Here is a 15,145-nt window from a genome sequence, read left to right as displayed (position 1 = left end):
GTGCGGTCGGCTACGCCGCGCCGTCGCGTGGCTCCGGTGACTCCGCAGCGGCAGACCAGCGTGCCTGACTCGTGTGCGTGTGAGTCGCACAGCAACCAGTACGTGCGTGGGTCGGCGAGGTGGCGGAGTCACGCGCTGAGTTTCGGGTGCGTCGGAGCCTGACGCGCACGCCTGCGTAGCCGACTCGGGCGGCATGGGCTCATGACCTGACGCAGGTACGTACCACCAGCACCAGTCCGCAGAACAGCACAGACGACCAGGAGGTAGAGCAGTGGACATGTACCAAATCACGCGCCGTGGCCAGCGGATCGCCGGCTCACTGGCTGTCCCGTACGAGGCCGCGGTGCTGGCCGCCCAGACGCTGAACCAGGAGTACCGACGCCGGGATGAGTTCGGATGGGAGCCTGACCCCACCGCCACGCCGTACGAGCAGAACCAGTCGGAGCGCATGTCGCGACTGGTCTCGCTCGCGCTCGCCCCTACTTGTTAAGGAGGATTCACGCACGCGCGGCGCGCTTTAGTCGGCACCAGCCCGGGAGTGGACTGGTGTCGGCCACGGCTTGCCGAGCTGGCTTGTCTGAGATGCAACAACAACCTGAGAGGTAGAGCAATGGAGATCGCCTACGTGGGTCGGCACCGCGCGCCCGAGACCCCGGAGCACGTTCACAGCATGGTCGAGGTGGCGCTCACGGACGACTGCGGCTACGGGTGCAAGGTGCTGCGCTGCCCGTGCGGCGAGCAGGCCGTGTCGCACCGCTCCATCTACGGCTGCCCGCTCGGTCGCGTGGCCGCCTAGCGACTTGCTAAGGTGGCCGCGCGCTGCTCTGGCGCGCCTTAGTCGTCACCAGTCCCGGAGGGGTGGGCTGGTGGCGGCCATGGCTTGCTAAGAAAGCTGGCCCGGGTTTCAGAAATGAAATCCGCAGACAAGTACCACTGAAACAGGAGGCAACACGTGGACACCACGACCGAGACGACCGAGGCGATCGAGTTCATCAACCTCGCCGACGACCACTACCCGTACCTCTACCCGGTGCCCCGGACGTTCGAGCTGGATTTCCTCGCCAGCGAGGCTGACAAGTGGGCGCTGCTGGCGCACGGGGGCATCACGCAGTCGTCGCCGGAGCAGACGCCGTTGCAGGCGTGGCGCGACGCGGTGGCCGTGGCCAGCGGACTCCCGGCCGACCACTTCCGGCCCGAGCTGGGGCGCCCGCTGGACCTGGGCTTCAGCCCGTCGCACGCCCGCATGTTCGCGTTCTACCTGGCCTGAGAGGGGGACGGAATGGAGTGCGTGTTCGACGGGATCGCGACCTTCACGGCGCGCGTCGAAGCCGAGACCCGGGACGACGCTGCGGCCCTGGTCCGCGACATCCAGGGGAACAACCCGGACTGGCTGGTGGAGGGCGTGACCATCACCGAGTTCTCCTGGGGCGAGAACCTGGGCTCGGCGCTGAAGTTCGTCCACGACGACGAGGACACGTTGCCGAGCGAGGTTCTGGACCCGCTCACGCGCTACAGCGACGAGGACGTGGCCGAGCTGCGGGAGTTGGTCCAGGCGGCGATGGACGCCGCCGAGGGGGACTCCAACGACGCTGAGATCGAGGCGCTGCAACGGGTGATGGAGAAGGCCGTGGGGATGCTCCGGATTCCCGGGGTGACGGTCGAGTGGTGAGCCCGACCGGCGATTTCAAAACTGAAACCGAGAGCAGGGGAGAGAAAGTGATCCAGATCGAGGAGGCGCGCGAGCTGCTGCTGCGTGCCGTCGAGACCCAGGGCCGGGACTTCCGATACGTCCCGAAGGGCCAGGGTGGCGAGGGGTGTTGGTACGTCCCGCGACCCGACCTGTACGACGAGGAGGACCCGCGGTCGAAGACCGGCTGCCTGGTGGGCGTGGCGCTCAGCCTGGCCGGCATCAAGTTCTGCGACAGCGACAGCGACGCGATCTGGGACCTCCGGGTGCCGCTCGGGCTGACGGACAGGGCGGCGAAGTACTTCGCGATCGTGCAGCAGCACCAGGACGACGGGGCCACCTGGGGTGAGGCGTACGACGAGGCCGAGGCGTGGCTGAAGGAGCACGGCGACGACTTCAGTGACGACAGCAACGACTACGACCAGGGCGACGAGGAGCTGTAACCATGACCGCACTTGCTAACGTGTCCACCACGTCGGCCGGCTGCTGGATCGACGGCCACTGGGGGCGCTTCGGGAGCGCGCGACTGCTGAGCATCGCGACCAGTCACGGCTGGGTGCCGGAGCCCGCGGATGACGAGGTCGTCGGCCGGCTGATCGCCGAGCTGGACGGTGTCGAGGCGGACGAGGACGACTGGGAGTCCCTGAGCGAGCAGGGCGGCCTGGCCGACCAGGCGGAGGTGTGGCTGAACGCGTACGCCGCGCCCGAGGGCTACCTGTTCGGCTGGCACGACGGGGAGTTCTTTCTGTGGCCGGAGCACGTCTGGCACGCCGACGACCCGGGGGTGTGTGACTGCACCCGGGAGCAGCGGGACCTCGCGTGGAGGTTCCTGTGAAGGACAAGGAGCCCTGCGCCTACACGGCCGTCCCGCACCACTCGAAGGACCGGCTGGAGGTCTACCACGGTCGGCCGGAGCCGGTGATCCTGTGCGGCCTGCACGCCCAGGGGGCGTTCCTCAAGGACGTGCTCGCGTTCGTGACCAAGCAGGGGGCGGAGGCGCGCAAGTGAGGGCGATCTGGAAGGGCTCGATCTCGTTCGGGCTGGTCTCGGTCGGGGTGAAGCTCTACTCCGCCACCGAGGAGAAGGACATCCGGTTCCACCAGGTCCACGAGGCCGACGGTGGGCGCGTCCGCTACAAGCGGGTGTGCGCCGAATGCGGCGACGAGGTGGCCTACGTCGACATGGCCAAGGGCTACGACGTGGACGGCGGCGACCTCATGGTCCTCACCAGCGAGGACTTCGAGGGACTGCCGCTGGCTACGTCTCGGGTGATCGACGTGCAGGCGTTCGTCCCGGTCGAGCAGATCGACCCGATCCTCTACGACCGGGCCTACTTTCTGGCGCCCTCGGAGAAGGCGATGGCCAAGGCGTACGTGCTGCTGCGCGACGCCCTGGAGGTCTCCGACCGGGTGGCCGTCGTGAAGGTGGCCCTGCGCAACCGGGAGCACCTGGCGACCCTGCGGGTCCGGGACGGACTGCTGCTGCTCAACACGATGGTCTGGCCGGACGAGGTGCGTCAGCCGGCGTTCCAGATCCTCGACGAGCACCCGGAGATCCGGCCGGCGGAGCTGGCGATGGCCGGGACGCTCATCGACTCGATGGACGGCGATTTCGACCCGGACGCGTTCACCGACGACTACCGGGCGGCGCTCCAGGAGGTCATCGACGCGAAGCTGGAGGGTCGCGAGCCGCCGAAGCCGGCGGAGGTGGAGGAGGCGCCGGCGGTCGACCTGATCGCCGCGCTGACGGCGTCGGTGAAGGCGGCGCAGGCCCGGCGTGAGACTGCGCCGATCCCGATCACCGCGGCCCGGTCCAAGAGGGTCGCCAACCAGAACCGGAGGACCGCGTGAGCACGTTCGAGGTGTACCAGCGGAGCATCACCGACCACTTCGCCGGGATGTCCGAGCGCATGGTCGTCCTGGTGAAGGCGGTCTACGACCACGCCGACGAGCACTACAACCACGGCGGTTGGGACGTGATCGCCGAGTGCTTCGAGCCGCGCGAGGTGGCGGGCCGGATGAACGAGGACATGACCGTGGCCGAGGCCATCGACTCGTGGCGGTTCTCGGTCGACGTGTGGGCCGACCGGCAGGCCGACGCGCGTAACAGCGCCTTCTAGCCAAGGGGGAACCGTGAAGAAGACCATGCTCACCGCGTCGCTCCTGGCGCTGCTCGCCGCGTTCTTCGGTGCGCTCATCGGGTGGGGTGTGCGCGGCCTCCAGCCGCCGCGACCGATGCAGCCGTGTGCCACCGAGGACTCGTCGGCCGAGGCCCGGGAGCCCTGCTACTTCCGCGCTACCGACCGGGGCAACGGGCGAGGCACCAGCTTCGTCATCGACGGCACCGGCCGCACGATCTCCTTGCCCAGCAACCCGTGACCACCGTTTCAAAAATGAAACCCGCCGAATTGAGAGGTAGCGCCATGACCACGACCATCAACTTCGATCTGCTCGACGCCGCGATCGAGGACGCCGCGAACGAGGACGGCGACTTCCAGCACTACCAGGGCGAGTGGGCGACCGTGATGAACCCCCAGGCGGGCAGCGCGGAGCTGTGCGAGACTGGACTGTGCCTGGCCGGGTTCGCCGCCGTGCGCGAGGGTGCCACGGTGCCCAAGCCGCGCCGCTACTCGAACGAGAGCTTCTGGTGGATTCCGCGCTGGTGGGTCGACGAGGAGACCGGGCAGACGGTCACCGATGGCGAGGACTTGGACGGGACCGTCCACGTCAGCGAGTTCGCTCGGCAGCGCCTGGGGCTGGCGGAGTGGCAGTCGAAGGCCCTGTTCAGCAGCAGCAACACCCTGGACGACCTGCGGAGGATGCGGGACCACCTGCGGGAGCACCCGAACGCGACCTACACCGACCTGATCGCGCTGTCCGAAGACCGCGACTGTGACTGCTGCTGAGCCATCCATCCCGCTTCATCCAGCCTGCTTCACCCACCCCTTCAGGAGGAACGCAATGACCACGACCACGACCATCAACTTCGACCTGCTCGACGCCGCCATCGAGGACGCCGCCAACGAGGCGCACGGCTTCAAGCACCGCCAGGGCGAGTGGCTGGACGTCGTCGACCCGTTCGCGGACATGGACGAGCCGACTGCCTGCGGCACCGCGATGTGCCTGGCCGGGTTCGCCGCCGTGCGGGCCGGAGCCGAGATCCCGAAGCCGCAGTGGAACTCCGCCTGTCAGGAGTGGGAGATGCCGTACTGGGATCTCGACCCGGAGACGGGGCGGCTCGACGAGGACGGCGTCACCGTCGCCAGGTTCGCCCGTGAACGCCTCGGGCTCGACGAGGACCAGGCGGACGCCCTGTTCTCCGGTTCCAACACCCTCCCCGACCTCCGGGCCATGCGCGACCACCTGCGGGAGTACCCGGACGCGACCTACGGGGACCTGATGGCCGTCCGCTACAACAACCTCTGAACGGAGAAACAGATGAGCATCACGACCATCGACATCAACATCGACAACTGGGTCATCCTCAACGTCTGCGGCACCTGTGAGTACGCGGTGGGCGGCGGCGGCGAGATCAACGACGTGTCGGACGCCCGGTCGGCGGAGGCCCTGGCCGTCAAGTGGCAGGAGTACAACCTGTGGGTGGACTGCGGGGGCGAGGACTGCGACTCCGAGCACCGCTGGATGTGCGTGTACGAGGGGTGTGACGACCCCGACGACGAGGACGCGGCGTTCGGGCACACGCACGAGTACGGGCACCACTCCGGCGGCTTCACTCACATGTCGTGCGACATCTGCGGGGGCGGTGGCCACGACTCGCACCGGGTGATCGCCGAGAAGTTGGCGGAGGTGCCCGCGACCCTCACGGTGGCCGTGTCCCACGAGATCACCGCCGGGGACATGGAGGAGGGGGACAAGCTCCTGGTCGCCGAGGGCGTGGAGGACCTGCCGCTGATGGTGGGCTGGCTCAGTCACAGCCCGCACAGCGTCCACGCGAAGCTGACCGACCCGGCGCGCAAGGAGCTGCCGGACTACCGCTTCTTCGACCGCAACACGCCCGTGACCGTCTTCTTCGCAGGCTCTTGCTAAGGAGGATTCGAGTGGCTAGCCTGTTGATCACGGAGCTGCCGGACGACGTCGCGCAGGTCGTCCGCGAGGTCGCCCGCTACCTGGAGGTCCGCACCGAGGACCTGGTCGTCGCCGACCACACCCACGAGGAGCTGCGCGAGGGCGCGTACTCCATCGCCTACGAGGGCCAGTACGACTGGCCCTTCCACTTCACCGAGGAGGTCTTCCGCAAGACGGTCGACGTGCCCCGCGACCTGTTCCTGGAGGCCGGCACGGGCTGGTTCCTGGCGGTCTACCCCCCGAAGGAGGACTGAGCATGGCTTTCTGGAGCCGCAACCGTGAGCCGGAGCCCGAGGGCGCGACGCTCGACTGGTCGCCGGCCGAGGAGGTCGCCGAGGACCCGCGGATCGCGCGGATCATCATCGAGCACTCCCTCGACCCGCTCAACGTCGACCACCAGGAGATCGCGGCCGACATGCTGGCGATGCGCGCCCGCATCGACGAGCTGGTGGCGGAGTGGTCGGACTCCCTGGACGCGCGGCTCGACGCGTGGGCGCCGGGTTGGCGCGACGACATGCCGACCCAGTGGCTCGGCCTCACCATCACCGAGGACTCCAGCCTGCCGTACGAGGCGCTTCTCGCGGATCACGACTTGCTAAGGAAGGTTTGAGGATGAGCATCGACACCCGACTCATGGAGTCGCTGGACAAGATGGCGGAGATGCTGAGCAGCTACACGGCCGAGACGGGTGTGCATTTCACCTGCTCCGAGGCCGACGTGATCGCCGAGGTGCTGTACCGCGCCGGGCACGCGGACGCTGCCGCCATCTGGCTCGGGGTGCATGCCGAGGACGACGAGCCGGGTGAGCCCGACGGGTCCGGCGACAAGCACGCCTTCCTGCGGACCGACGAGGACTTCATCGACAGCTTCGATGGCGAGAAGGCGCTCGCCTACGTCGAGAGCACGTTCGGCGCCTAGTGCGACCTCCGGCGTTCGGGCTCACCGTCCGAACGTCGGGCGACGGCACTAGTCGTCACCTACACACGACCGACCAACCGGAAGGAACGACCATGACGACCAACTACGACCTCGCCGAGAAGGCCCGCGCCGAGCTGCCGCTGATGGCCGACGCGGTGGCACGCGAGCTGGGGGAGGGCTGGAAACGGGTCTCGGGTGCGGTGCGCTCCGACGGCGTCAAGCTGGAGGGGCCGGACGGGGAGCGGCTGGCGCTCTACGTCGACTCCAGTCGGCCCGAGCGCGTGGTGATCGACGGCTGGTTGCCGCACGAGATCCACGAGGCCGGCGCGGACACCTACGGCCTGCGGACCCCGGACATCTCCGTGGCTCTCTCCCGGGGCGCCCGGGTCATCTCGCGGGAGATCATCCGCCGGCTGCTGCCCCGCTACCGGGCGATCCTGGCGGAGGCGCGCAAGCGGGCCGCGGACTCCCGACAGGGCCAGGCGGACCGGGACGAGGCCGTCCAGGTCGCCGCGGAGCTGCTGCGCGTGCCCGTCCCCGAGCCGCGTCGGCACGGCAACGTCAACGACAGCGTGACGGTCAGCCGCTTCCACCGGGGGCTCGGCAGCACCCGCGTCGAGGTCCGCACGGGCGGCACGGTCCGCATCGAGACCAACGGCACCATCGACCAGATGCGCGACGTCCTGGCCGCGCTCGGCCAGATCCCCGCCTGAACCTACCCGCACTTGCTAAGTAGTCCATCAACCTGAGGGGATCACCCATGCAGAACAACTGGAACAACAACCCCGGCCTCGCGCGACTCCTCGGCACTATCCCGGAGGAGCTTGGCGGCGCCTTCGAGCGAATGGGCATGGCCGAGGACGAGATCCGCCGCATGTCCAAGCGCCACCCCGCCCACCGCGACGTGCTGTTCCACTCCTTCTCGCTGCTCAGGCCCAGCGAAGTCGGGGAGGGTATCTACACGCAGTTCGTCTACCTGTCCCACCTGCGGGAGCTGCTGGAGCGGATCGTCTCGGGCGCGGACACCCGGCCGGCGACGGGGGCGGAGCTGGCGGTCATCTGTGCCGAGGTGAGCCAGCGCACGCCGATGCACGGCGCCGCCGCCGGCCTGTACTTCCGCCTGTGGGCGAAGGCGTTCCCGACGCACCCGCACACCGCCGAGCAGGCCGGGCAGCGGGTCCACTACGAGAACCTGTTCGCCGCGCAGATCGACGAGCTGGAGGCCGAGCTGCGCGCCAAGTCCATCAACCCGGAGCGTCGCCTGGGCGACATCGAGTGCGAGGGCCGGCACCACCGCGAGCAGGTCGACTGCGTGTTCGCGAAGCGGGAGGCGCTGGCGGCGTGAGCACGGACAAGACCGACGACCGCACGCTGAAGATCAGCCGGGCGGCGCTGGCCGGGATCGCGACCGTGGCTGCCGTGGTCTCCTACTTCACGCAGCGGGACCTGCTGCTCGACCACGAGGCCGACGAGCTGTCGGCCAACGCGATCCCGCTCACGGTGGACCTGGCCGTGATCATGTCGTCGCTGGTCATCAACACCCCGGGCGTCGACCAGAAGACGCGCCGGCTCGCGTGGGGCGTGCTCAGCGTCGCGTGCGCGGTGAGCATCGTGGCCAACTGCTACGCCGGGGACAACCTGATCCAGCGCATCGCCCACGTGTGGTGTGTCGTGATCTACCTCGGCGCGGAGGCGGTCGCCTCGCGTATCCGGATGCGGCGCACGCCGGCCCGCAAGGCGAAGGAGCCGGCCAAGGCCGCGAAGCCGGCGGAGAAGGCCCCGGCCCCCGAGGGCGGGCAGGAGGTCGTCGTGTCGGCGATCAAGCCGGCTCGACCGCGAGCCACCGGGCCGCGTGGCCGGACCAAGGTGACCCCGATCGAGGAGATCGAGGCGACCAAGACCGAGGACGTCGCCGCGTAGCGGTGGCCGTCTAACTGAAACCCATCTTGCTAAGGAGCCAAGAGTGAGCGTGAAGGAACGCAGCCGGGAGCGCGTGAAGTTCCTGGACAACCTGATGACCACGGCCATCGAGAACTACGGCTACGGCTGGTTCTACGTCCACGAGTACGCGGGTGAAGGGGAGACCCTGTACGCCGTCATCGAGGACGAGGACGAGCCCGGCGACACCTACCGGGTCGACCTGGACACGTTCGCCAAGGGCCTCGGGGTAATCGACCGCGCGGAGCTGAAGGTCGACCCCGAGTTCCCCAACGACGGCGAAGTGCTGCACAACTCGGCGACCGGGCAGCGCCTCTACATGTCGCAGAGGCACCGCAAGCGCATCCTCACCGCCAGCCGCACCAACGGCGACGAGGGCGACATCGACGTGGTCGACGCGCTCGCCGTCCTGGAGTGCGCCCTGTTCGGACGGGTGGTGAACGGGTGAGCCCGCTGGAGCGCGAGATGCAGAGCATGGTCGACGAGTCGTCCGCCCGGCTGGTGTTCGCCTGGAAGCTCGGGATGGTGGAGGCGGTTGGCCGGGCCGACGAGGAGACGACGGCGGCCCTGACGTACCTGCGAAGCACGAGCCCGGCGGTGGCCGGGTCCTACATCGGGAGTGTGAAGCCGTGACGAACTACAAGGTGCGCTGGCGGGAGGTCAGCGACCACGAGATCGAGCTGACCGCCGAGGACCTGGCCGAGCTGCTGGGGTGCAGCGTCGAGGACGTCGAGGAGGACCTGGAGCGGGCGGAGTGGGACTCCGACGAGGGCCTGGCCGACGCGCTGGCCGAGTACAGCGACCAAGCGTTCGACGGGCTCACCCGCGAGGACATCGAAATCGAGGAGTGCTGACCGTGCCGGAGCGCATCCCGGAGCCGTTGCCGTGCGGCTGCGTGCCCCACTCCACCCGCATGAGGGGCGTGTGGGGCTTCTACTGCGACACCGAACAGCAGGGCTACTGCAACTTCGAGTGCCCGCACGAGGACGAGGACGAGGAGAACTGAGCATGTTCCCTGGAGCGACCGCGACCGTCTACCACAACGAGGCCGGCGAGCCCCTGGGGTGGGACACCTACTCCGGCTACGACGAGCCCTACGCCCCGGAGGACTACTGCGACGAGGACGACTACTACTACGACGAGGACGACTACCGCGACGAGGACGAGGAGGACGAGTGAGCACCGACGCGCTGCTGGAGGAGGGCGACCTGCGGGTCCGCCTGGAGTACGACGAGTTCTTCGGCGACATCCGCGCCTACCAGGACGGCCTGCCGCACGAGCTGAGGACGTTCGATCCGTACAGCTACGGCCGCGACCGCCGGGACGCCCGGGAGGTCGGTGGTCCGCTGTTCGACGACTGGGCGTGGATGTTGCGCCGCAGCCAGTGGCGCGAAGACCCCGAGGGCTGGGCGACGAAGGTGATCCGTCGGTGGGTGCAGATGCAGGGCGGCGTCAGCGACATCGTCGGGCGCCGGCTGTTCTACCTGCTGCCGGAGGACGCGGGTAACACCGACCCCGACTTGCTAAAGAGGCAGCTCGACGGTGGGATCGCCGAGATCCACGCCTGGGAGAACGGCGAGGTCTACGGCTACGTCGTCGAGCGCCTGACCGAATGGGTCCAGAAGGACAAGCCTTCCGAGACCCGCACGACCTGGGAGTCCGAGGACTCCTGCGGCGGCTACATCGGCTACGAGCACGCCGTCGAAGCCGCCACCGAAGCGTTCGAGTACGCGAAGCTCTGATGGGAGAGACCGTGAAGTTGCAGGCCCCGGAGAACGTCAACTACGCCGCCACCGTCGTGCGGGTGCGGCACATCAACCAGCTCGCCAACTGCGACAACGTCGTGGGCGTGCCGCTGCTCGGCTACCAGGCGATCGTGTCCAAGGACGTGCAGGTCGGTGACCTGGGCATGGTGTTCACGGCCGAGACGCAGCTCAGCCTGGGGTACGCCAGCGCGAACAACCTGCACCGGCACGAGAACCTGAACGAGGACCCGAGCAAGAAGGGCTACCTGGAGGACAACCGCCGGGTCAAGGCCCTGCGCTTCCGCGGCCACCGCTCGGACGCCCTGTTCATGCCGCTGTCCAGCCTCTCCGGGTTCTACTCCGAGTGGGACCAGCTCCAGGAGGGCGACACCTTCGACCAGCTCGACGGCGTCGAGATCTGCCGCAAGTACGTGGCCCGGCCGCCGAAGGAGCGCGGCCCGTCGAACCAGCCGAAGAAGCGCGAGCCGCGGGTCGACGAGAAGCTGTTCCCGAAGCACTTCGACACGGCGAACTACTTCCGGGTGGCCGACGCCATCGCGGGTGACCGCCACGTCGTGATCACGCAGAAGTTGCACGGGACCTCCATCCGGATCGGTCACACGTTGGTGAAGCGCAAGCTCACGTGGCGGGACAAGGTCGCCAAGCTGCTCGGGGTGAAGGTGCCCGAGACCGAGTGGGCCTACGTCTACGGCAGCCGCAACGTGGTCAAGGACCCCGACAACCCGTCGGGCCACGACTTCTACGGCGCCGACCTGTACTCGCAGATCGGCTCCCAGCTCAAGGGCCTGCTGCCGAAGGGGTTCATCGTCTACGGCGAGGTCATCGGCTGGGTGCCCGACACCGACAAGCCCATCCAGAAGGGCTACACCTACCGCATCCCCGTGGGTGGCTACCAGCTCTACATCTACCGGGTCACCACGATCAACGAGGACGGCCTGGCGGTCGACCTGAGCTGGCCGGCGGTCAAGGAGTTCTGCCAGTCCGTCGGGCTCAACACGGTGCCCGAGGTGACCAGCGCCTACGCCGTCCGCGAGGACCTGGTGACCTACTACCTCGACAAGCGGCTGTCCGACACCTTCCCCTGGCTGGTGCCCACCGACGGCTCGATGGTCGACGAGGGTGTCTGCCTGCGGGTCGAGGGCATCACGCCGCTCGTCGTGAAGGCCAAGAGCCCGCTGTTCCTCCAGCACGAGACCAAGATGCTCGACCAGGGCGTCACCGACACGGAGGCCGAGGAGGCTCTGGTATGACCGCACTTGCTAAGAAGGCTCGGCTGATCGCCACCCGGGGCCTGCCCGGCTCCGGCAAGACCACCAAGGCCGAGGAGTGGGTGGCCGTCGATCCGGTGCGCCGGGCGCGGGTCAACCGCGACGACCTGCGGAAGATGGTCCACAACGGCGTCTACATCAAGCAGGGCCGCGAGTCGGCCGGCACCGAGAAGGCCATCATCGCCGCCCGCGACGCCAGCATCGCCGCCCTGCTGCGACTGGGCATCGACGTCATCAACGACGACACCAACCTGCCCACCCGCACCATCCGGGACCTGCGCCGGCTCGCGGTGCTGGCCGGCGCGGACTTCGAGGTGTGGGACCTGACCGACGTGCCCCTCGTGGCGTGCATCGCGCGGGACCGGGAGCGCGAGAAGCCGGTCGGCGACGACGTCATCCGCGACATGGAGCGACGGTTCCTGCGCGGCCGACCGTATCCGCTGCCGGTGCCCGACGAGGCGCCCGACAGCCCGGACGACGTCGTGCCGTACGAGCCGCCGGCCGGCAAGCGGAGGGCGGTCATCGTCGACATCGACGGCACGGTGGCGCTGATGGTGGCGCGGTCGCCGTTCGACGAGTCGCGGGTGCATGAGGACCGGCCGAACGCCCCGGTGATCGCCGCCGTGCGAGCCATGTTCCTCACCGGGCACGACATCGTCTTCTGCTCCGGCCGCACCGACGGCTGCCGGGAGGCCACCGAGAAGTGGCTGATGGAGAACGTGGGCCTGCCGTACGCGGCGCTGCACATGCGGGCGGCCGGCGACACCCGCAAGGACGCCGTCGTCAAGCGGGAGCTGTTCGACAAGCACATCCGCCACGAGTACCGGGTGGCCGGAGTCTTCGACGACCGGCAGCAGGTCGTCGACATGTGGCGATCCCTCGGGCTGACCGTGTTCCAGGTCGCCCCGGGCGACTTCTGAGAGGAGACACAGATGAGCCTCACCACCGAGGAGCCGGCGGCCCCCGAGCCGACCGACCTGATCCGCGTGTTCCTGGTCAACGAGGACCGGGTCGCCGAGTTCTACGACCTGATGAGCAACGCCCTGGACGCCGCGAACAGCGGCGCCACCGACCCCGCCGCCGAGCTGCGCGCCCTGTGGCGCCTGGTCGGGCACATCGTCGAGACGTTCGAGTCCAGCAAGATCGCGAAGGCGAGGTTCAAGTGAGCGTTGCAGCAACCCTGGCCGGAGACACCCTGGTCGTGGAGACCACCGTCGAGCTGGACGAGGCCCGCAAGGTGCTCGCGGCGTACAGCCACGGCAGCCAGCTCGTGTGGATCGTCAACCAGGAGACGGTCGACGTCCTGGCGGCCTTCGAGTTGACGCCGGATGAGATCGGCGAGCTGACCAGCGAATGCGCCAACGAGGAGGAGTTCGGGCGCGTCCTGGACGCCGACTACGTGCGCTACAACGGCAGCCTCTACCCGCTGAGCGACTTCAACGCCGACTGGGGCATCACCCGGAGGGTGGGCCTGCCGGAGTGGATGCAGGGATGGCACGCCTACCTGTCCGACTCGTTCTCCTCCGGGCTCGTGCTGCGCTACCACAAGCAGTACGACGACGACCACGAGCCCGACCTCACGGGCGACTCCGGCGTCACGATCGCCCGCTACATCGTCGGCTAGGGGGCTCAGTGAACGAACTGCTCGCGCTCGCCCTGGTCGTCGCCGCGCTGCTCGCGCTCGCCGTCGCCGGCCACTACCTGTCCACCAGCTACCTCCGCCGCAACATCGACCGCAAGGAGTTCTGATGTCCGCCAAGAAGATCACCGCGGCTGCCGCCGCCGTCCTCACCGTCGCCGCGCTCGCCGGCTGCATGGGCCAGGAGGTCAAGCAGGACGCGCCCGAGCCGACGCCCGACAACATCGTCAACGGCGCCGAGACCCAGGTCCTTCGGATGCCCGACGGGTTCCGCAACGTCGCGGTGACCAAGTACGTCGGCAAGGACGGCTCCTGCTACATGGTGTTCGTCACCAGCCGGGGCATCTGGGAGGCCGGCAACGAGAACTTCACCACCCTGCCCTCGGGGGTCGCCGCGATCCCCTGCACGCCGGCCACCCGGCCCGCACTTGCTAAGTAGTCCGTCCGTGCGCTGACGGTGGAGGCCGGGCTCCGGCCCGGCCCCCGCCACCTGCTGCACGGCAGGACCAACTGACCAACCACAACACCGAGGAGAACCGTGAGCGACGGAATGCTCGACAAGATCCGCAAGCTGCTGGCCCAGGCCGAGGACCCCGCCTGCACGCCGGCCGAGGCCGAGGCGTTCAACCAGCGGGCCGCCGACCTGATCGCCAAGTACGGCATCGACAAGGCGCTGCTCGACGCGGCCAAGGCTCCCGCGACCAAGGAGGACGTCGACCGCCGCAAGATCCACGTACCCGGGCCGTACGCCTGGGAGAAGTCGGCGCTGCTCTACAACATCGGCGAGCCGCTGAACGTACACACCGTTCGCCACAACAACGGACGCCGCAGCGACGGCTACAAGGTGAGCATGTTTGGCTTCCCCTCCGACCTGGAGCGCGTCGAACTGCTGTTTACGAGCCTGCTGGTGCAGGCGTCGCACAGCCTCGCCACCATCCAGCCCCCGCCGTGGGAGAGCACGGTCAGCTACCGCAAGGCGTGGATGTGGGGCTTCATCAACACCGTGAAGGCCCGGCTGGTAGCCGCCGAGAGCCGAGCCGCGCGGGAGGCCGACGAGCGCGGTGACGGCCCGTCGACCGCCCTGGTGCTGGCCGACCGCAAGACGCTCGTGGACCGCCGAGTAGAGGAGGCGTTCACCGACCTCAAGAGGTCGAAGTCGGTGACGGTCAAGGGCAGCGGCTACCGGGACGGACAGGCCGCCGGCCAGCGCGCCGACCTCGGCGGCAGCCGACTCGGCCAGGCGCCCGGCGCCGCCATCGGACGCTGACCAGAACGCACCGCAAGCACCGCAACTAGCAAGGGACGAACGTTGATAAGCGCCACCGGCACGCAGTGCAATCCAGCCAACGCGGAGATCTTCTTCGCCGCTCAGAAAGTCGACGAGGCGGTAGACCTCTGCCTCGACTGTCCCGTCATGTTCCCCTGCCGAGACCTGGCCCGCGCCGAGGGCCACGTGTACGGCGTATGGGGAGGCGAGACGCCCGACGAGCGCCGCGCCTGGCTGGTTGAGAACCATCCCGATCCTGAAGTCCGGGCTGAAGCCGCGAGGGAGACGGCCCGGATCGAACGAGAGCGCGAACGCAGCATCATCCGCAAACGGGAGCATCGAGCCTATCTGCGGATCGTGGCGGCGCAAGCCGGCGTCGCGCTCAACAAGCCGGTGGACGCCGAGAGCGACGGCCCCACCATTCAGCAGGTCCGCTCCCGACAGCTCGCGACCATTGCCCGGCAGATGCGCGCTGCCGGCGCCGATATGGACGAGATCGCCGAGGAGCTGGGCGCCACCAGACGCACCATCCAGCGCTACATGAGCGCCAAGTACGACAACATCGCCGCGTAATTGC

General features: G+C 68.6%; 32 protein-coding genes. All 32 read left to right on the top strand.

Going from position 1 to position 15,145, the window contains the following annotated elements:
• Positions 1–271: 271 nt before the first annotated feature.
• Positions 272–490, top strand: coding sequence for a hypothetical protein (locus GA0070620_RS17085; protein ID WP_091592117.1), 219 nt, complete (start codon positions 272–274; stop codon positions 488–490).
• A 120-nt stretch (positions 491–610) separates the two neighbouring features.
• Complete coding sequence (locus GA0070620_RS17080; RefSeq protein ID WP_091592115.1) at positions 611–796, top strand: hypothetical protein; 186 nt, start codon at positions 611–613, stop codon at positions 794–796.
• A gap of 156 nt (positions 797–952) precedes the next feature.
• Positions 953–1,267 carry a hypothetical protein gene (locus tag GA0070620_RS17075; protein WP_091592113.1) on the top strand — a complete coding sequence of 105 codons (315 nt, stop codon included), beginning with the start codon at positions 953–955 and terminating at the stop codon, positions 1,265–1,267.
• A gap of 21 nt (positions 1,268–1,288) precedes the next feature.
• Complete coding sequence (locus GA0070620_RS17070; protein WP_157741649.1) at positions 1,289–1,669, top strand: hypothetical protein; 381 nt, start codon at positions 1,289–1,291, stop codon at positions 1,667–1,669.
• A 47-nt stretch (positions 1,670–1,716) separates the two neighbouring features.
• Positions 1,717–2,130: a hypothetical protein gene (locus tag GA0070620_RS17065; protein WP_091592109.1), complete on the top strand. Its 414-nt coding sequence runs from the start codon at positions 1,717–1,719 to the stop codon at positions 2,128–2,130.
• Between the two features lie 2 nt (positions 2,131–2,132).
• A complete protein-coding gene (locus GA0070620_RS17060; RefSeq protein ID WP_157741648.1) occupies positions 2,133–2,522 on the top strand; it encodes a hypothetical protein in 390 nt (129 codons plus the stop codon).
• Positions 2,519–2,695, top strand: coding sequence for a hypothetical protein (locus tag GA0070620_RS32735; RefSeq protein WP_172836449.1), 177 nt, complete (start codon positions 2,519–2,521; stop codon positions 2,693–2,695). Before GA0070620_RS17060 ends, GA0070620_RS32735 begins: the two co-directional genes overlap by 4 nt.
• Complete coding sequence (ku, locus tag GA0070620_RS17055) at positions 2,692–3,537, top strand: non-homologous end joining protein Ku (RefSeq protein WP_091592105.1); 846 nt, start codon at positions 2,692–2,694, stop codon at positions 3,535–3,537. Before GA0070620_RS32735 ends, ku begins: the two co-directional genes overlap by 4 nt.
• Positions 3,534–3,806: a hypothetical protein gene (locus GA0070620_RS17050; protein WP_091592103.1), complete on the top strand. Its 273-nt coding sequence runs from the start codon at positions 3,534–3,536 to the stop codon at positions 3,804–3,806. Before ku ends, GA0070620_RS17050 begins: the two co-directional genes overlap by 4 nt.
• 13 nt (positions 3,807–3,819) lie before the next feature.
• Entirely contained in the window at positions 3,820–4,065 is a 246-nt protein-coding gene (locus tag GA0070620_RS17045) for a hypothetical protein (RefSeq protein ID WP_091592101.1), read from the top strand.
• Between the two features lie 44 nt (positions 4,066–4,109).
• Entirely contained in the window at positions 4,110–4,592 is a 483-nt protein-coding gene (locus tag GA0070620_RS17040; protein WP_091592099.1) for a hypothetical protein, read from the top strand.
• A 55-nt stretch (positions 4,593–4,647) separates the two neighbouring features.
• A complete protein-coding gene (locus GA0070620_RS17035) occupies positions 4,648–5,112 on the top strand; it encodes a hypothetical protein (protein WP_091592097.1) in 465 nt (154 codons plus the stop codon).
• Positions 5,113–5,124: 12 nt separating this feature from the next.
• Entirely contained in the window at positions 5,125–5,733 is a 609-nt protein-coding gene (locus GA0070620_RS17030; RefSeq protein ID WP_091592094.1) for a hypothetical protein, read from the top strand.
• An 11-nt stretch (positions 5,734–5,744) separates the two neighbouring features.
• A complete protein-coding gene (locus GA0070620_RS17025) occupies positions 5,745–6,026 on the top strand; it encodes a hypothetical protein (protein WP_157741646.1) in 282 nt (93 codons plus the stop codon).
• Positions 6,027–6,028: 2 nt separating this feature from the next.
• On the top strand, positions 6,029–6,382 hold the full coding sequence (locus tag GA0070620_RS17020; RefSeq protein WP_091592091.1) for a hypothetical protein: 354 nt from the start codon (positions 6,029–6,031) through the stop codon (positions 6,380–6,382).
• Positions 6,383–6,384: 2 nt separating this feature from the next.
• Complete coding sequence (locus GA0070620_RS17015) at positions 6,385–6,690, top strand: hypothetical protein (RefSeq protein WP_091592089.1); 306 nt, start codon at positions 6,385–6,387, stop codon at positions 6,688–6,690.
• 92 nt (positions 6,691–6,782) lie between these two features.
• Positions 6,783–7,403 carry a hypothetical protein gene (locus GA0070620_RS17010; protein ID WP_091592087.1) on the top strand — a complete coding sequence of 207 codons (621 nt, stop codon included), beginning with the start codon at positions 6,783–6,785 and terminating at the stop codon, positions 7,401–7,403.
• A 47-nt stretch (positions 7,404–7,450) separates the two neighbouring features.
• Positions 7,451–8,035 (top strand): hypothetical protein, encoded by a 585-nt coding sequence (locus GA0070620_RS32730; protein ID WP_157741645.1) that lies wholly within the window; start codon positions 7,451–7,453, stop codon positions 8,033–8,035.
• Positions 8,032–8,610 (top strand): DUF2637 domain-containing protein, encoded by a 579-nt coding sequence (locus GA0070620_RS32725; RefSeq protein ID WP_157741644.1) that lies wholly within the window; start codon positions 8,032–8,034, stop codon positions 8,608–8,610. Before GA0070620_RS32730 ends, GA0070620_RS32725 begins: the two co-directional genes overlap by 4 nt.
• A gap of 43 nt (positions 8,611–8,653) precedes the next feature.
• On the top strand, positions 8,654–9,076 hold the full coding sequence (locus GA0070620_RS17000) for a hypothetical protein (protein ID WP_091592083.1): 423 nt from the start codon (positions 8,654–8,656) through the stop codon (positions 9,074–9,076).
• A complete protein-coding gene (locus GA0070620_RS16995; RefSeq protein ID WP_091592081.1) occupies positions 9,073–9,261 on the top strand; it encodes a hypothetical protein in 189 nt (62 codons plus the stop codon). The genes GA0070620_RS17000 and GA0070620_RS16995 overlap by 4 nt, the downstream gene beginning before the upstream one ends.
• Positions 9,258–9,482: a hypothetical protein gene (locus GA0070620_RS16990; protein ID WP_091592080.1), complete on the top strand. Its 225-nt coding sequence runs from the start codon at positions 9,258–9,260 to the stop codon at positions 9,480–9,482. The genes GA0070620_RS16995 and GA0070620_RS16990 overlap by 4 nt, the downstream gene beginning before the upstream one ends.
• 2 nt (positions 9,483–9,484) lie before the next feature.
• Complete coding sequence (locus tag GA0070620_RS32720) at positions 9,485–9,634, top strand: hypothetical protein (RefSeq protein WP_157741643.1); 150 nt, start codon at positions 9,485–9,487, stop codon at positions 9,632–9,634.
• 2 nt (positions 9,635–9,636) lie between these two features.
• Positions 9,637–9,807, top strand: a complete 171-nt coding sequence (locus GA0070620_RS32715; RefSeq protein ID WP_157741642.1) for a hypothetical protein — start codon at positions 9,637–9,639, stop codon at positions 9,805–9,807.
• Positions 9,804–10,370: a hypothetical protein gene (locus tag GA0070620_RS16985; RefSeq protein ID WP_091592078.1), complete on the top strand. Its 567-nt coding sequence runs from the start codon at positions 9,804–9,806 to the stop codon at positions 10,368–10,370. The genes GA0070620_RS32715 and GA0070620_RS16985 overlap by 4 nt, the downstream gene beginning before the upstream one ends.
• Complete coding sequence (locus tag GA0070620_RS16980; RefSeq protein WP_197677461.1) at positions 10,370–11,644, top strand: RNA ligase family protein; 1,275 nt, start codon at positions 10,370–10,372, stop codon at positions 11,642–11,644. Before GA0070620_RS16985 ends, GA0070620_RS16980 begins: the two co-directional genes overlap by 1 nt.
• Positions 11,641–12,582, top strand: coding sequence for a phosphatase domain-containing protein (locus tag GA0070620_RS16975; RefSeq protein ID WP_091592073.1), 942 nt, complete (start codon positions 11,641–11,643; stop codon positions 12,580–12,582). The genes GA0070620_RS16980 and GA0070620_RS16975 overlap by 4 nt, the downstream gene beginning before the upstream one ends.
• Before the next feature lie 12 nt (positions 12,583–12,594).
• On the top strand, positions 12,595–12,828 hold the full coding sequence (locus tag GA0070620_RS16970; RefSeq protein ID WP_091592072.1) for a hypothetical protein: 234 nt from the start codon (positions 12,595–12,597) through the stop codon (positions 12,826–12,828).
• Positions 12,825–13,286: a hypothetical protein gene (locus tag GA0070620_RS16965; protein WP_157741641.1), complete on the top strand. Its 462-nt coding sequence runs from the start codon at positions 12,825–12,827 to the stop codon at positions 13,284–13,286. Before GA0070620_RS16970 ends, GA0070620_RS16965 begins: the two co-directional genes overlap by 4 nt.
• A 124-nt stretch (positions 13,287–13,410) precedes the next feature.
• Positions 13,411–13,740: a hypothetical protein gene (locus GA0070620_RS16960; RefSeq protein ID WP_091592067.1), complete on the top strand. Its 330-nt coding sequence runs from the start codon at positions 13,411–13,413 to the stop codon at positions 13,738–13,740.
• Positions 13,741–13,839: 99 nt separating this feature from the next.
• On the top strand, positions 13,840–14,568 hold the full coding sequence (locus GA0070620_RS16955; protein ID WP_091592066.1) for a DUF2786 domain-containing protein: 729 nt from the start codon (positions 13,840–13,842) through the stop codon (positions 14,566–14,568).
• Between the two features lie 42 nt (positions 14,569–14,610).
• Positions 14,611–15,141 carry a WhiB family transcriptional regulator gene (locus GA0070620_RS16950; RefSeq protein ID WP_091592064.1) on the top strand — a complete coding sequence of 177 codons (531 nt, stop codon included), beginning with the start codon at positions 14,611–14,613 and terminating at the stop codon, positions 15,139–15,141.
• Positions 15,142–15,145: the final 4 nt, after the last annotated feature.

Origin of the sequence: Micromonospora krabiensis (genome assembly GCF_900091425.1) — a bacterium.
In the GTDB taxonomy this organism is placed as follows: domain Bacteria; phylum Actinomycetota; class Actinomycetes; order Mycobacteriales; family Micromonosporaceae; genus Micromonospora; species Micromonospora krabiensis.
This window is presented reverse-complemented; position numbering and strand designations above follow the sequence as displayed.

What these genes read in the sequence shown, in the direction of transcription:
- GA0070620_RS17060 (WP_157741648.1), top strand. Translation starts at nt 2,133, where the DNA reads ATGACCGCACTTGCTAACGTGTCCACCACGTCGGCCGGCTGCTGGATC.
- GA0070620_RS16980 (WP_197677461.1), top strand. Translation starts at nt 10,370, where the DNA reads ATGGGAGAGACCGTGAAGTTGCAGGCCCCGGAGAACGTCAACTACGCC.
- GA0070620_RS16970 (WP_091592072.1), top strand. Translation starts at nt 12,595, where the DNA reads ATGAGCCTCACCACCGAGGAGCCGGCGGCCCCCGAGCCGACCGACCTG.
- GA0070620_RS16960 (WP_091592067.1), top strand. Translation starts at nt 13,411, where the DNA reads ATGTCCGCCAAGAAGATCACCGCGGCTGCCGCCGCCGTCCTCACCGTC.
- GA0070620_RS17010 (WP_091592087.1), top strand. Translation starts at nt 6,783, where the DNA reads ATGACGACCAACTACGACCTCGCCGAGAAGGCCCGCGCCGAGCTGCCG.
- GA0070620_RS32730 (WP_157741645.1), top strand. Translation starts at nt 7,451, where the DNA reads ATGCAGAACAACTGGAACAACAACCCCGGCCTCGCGCGACTCCTCGGC.
- GA0070620_RS17035 (WP_091592097.1), top strand. Translation starts at nt 4,648, where the DNA reads ATGACCACGACCACGACCATCAACTTCGACCTGCTCGACGCCGCCATC.
- GA0070620_RS16975 (WP_091592073.1), top strand. Translation starts at nt 11,641, where the DNA reads ATGACCGCACTTGCTAAGAAGGCTCGGCTGATCGCCACCCGGGGCCTG.
- GA0070620_RS17020 (WP_091592091.1), top strand. Translation starts at nt 6,029, where the DNA reads ATGGCTTTCTGGAGCCGCAACCGTGAGCCGGAGCCCGAGGGCGCGACG.
- GA0070620_RS17080 (WP_091592115.1), top strand. Translation starts at nt 611, where the DNA reads ATGGAGATCGCCTACGTGGGTCGGCACCGCGCGCCCGAGACCCCGGAG.
- GA0070620_RS32715 (WP_157741642.1), top strand. Translation starts at nt 9,637, where the DNA reads ATGTTCCCTGGAGCGACCGCGACCGTCTACCACAACGAGGCCGGCGAG.
- GA0070620_RS17030 (WP_091592094.1), top strand. Translation starts at nt 5,125, where the DNA reads ATGAGCATCACGACCATCGACATCAACATCGACAACTGGGTCATCCTC.
- GA0070620_RS17040 (WP_091592099.1), top strand. Translation starts at nt 4,110, where the DNA reads ATGACCACGACCATCAACTTCGATCTGCTCGACGCCGCGATCGAGGAC.
- GA0070620_RS17015 (WP_091592089.1), top strand. Translation starts at nt 6,385, where the DNA reads ATGAGCATCGACACCCGACTCATGGAGTCGCTGGACAAGATGGCGGAG.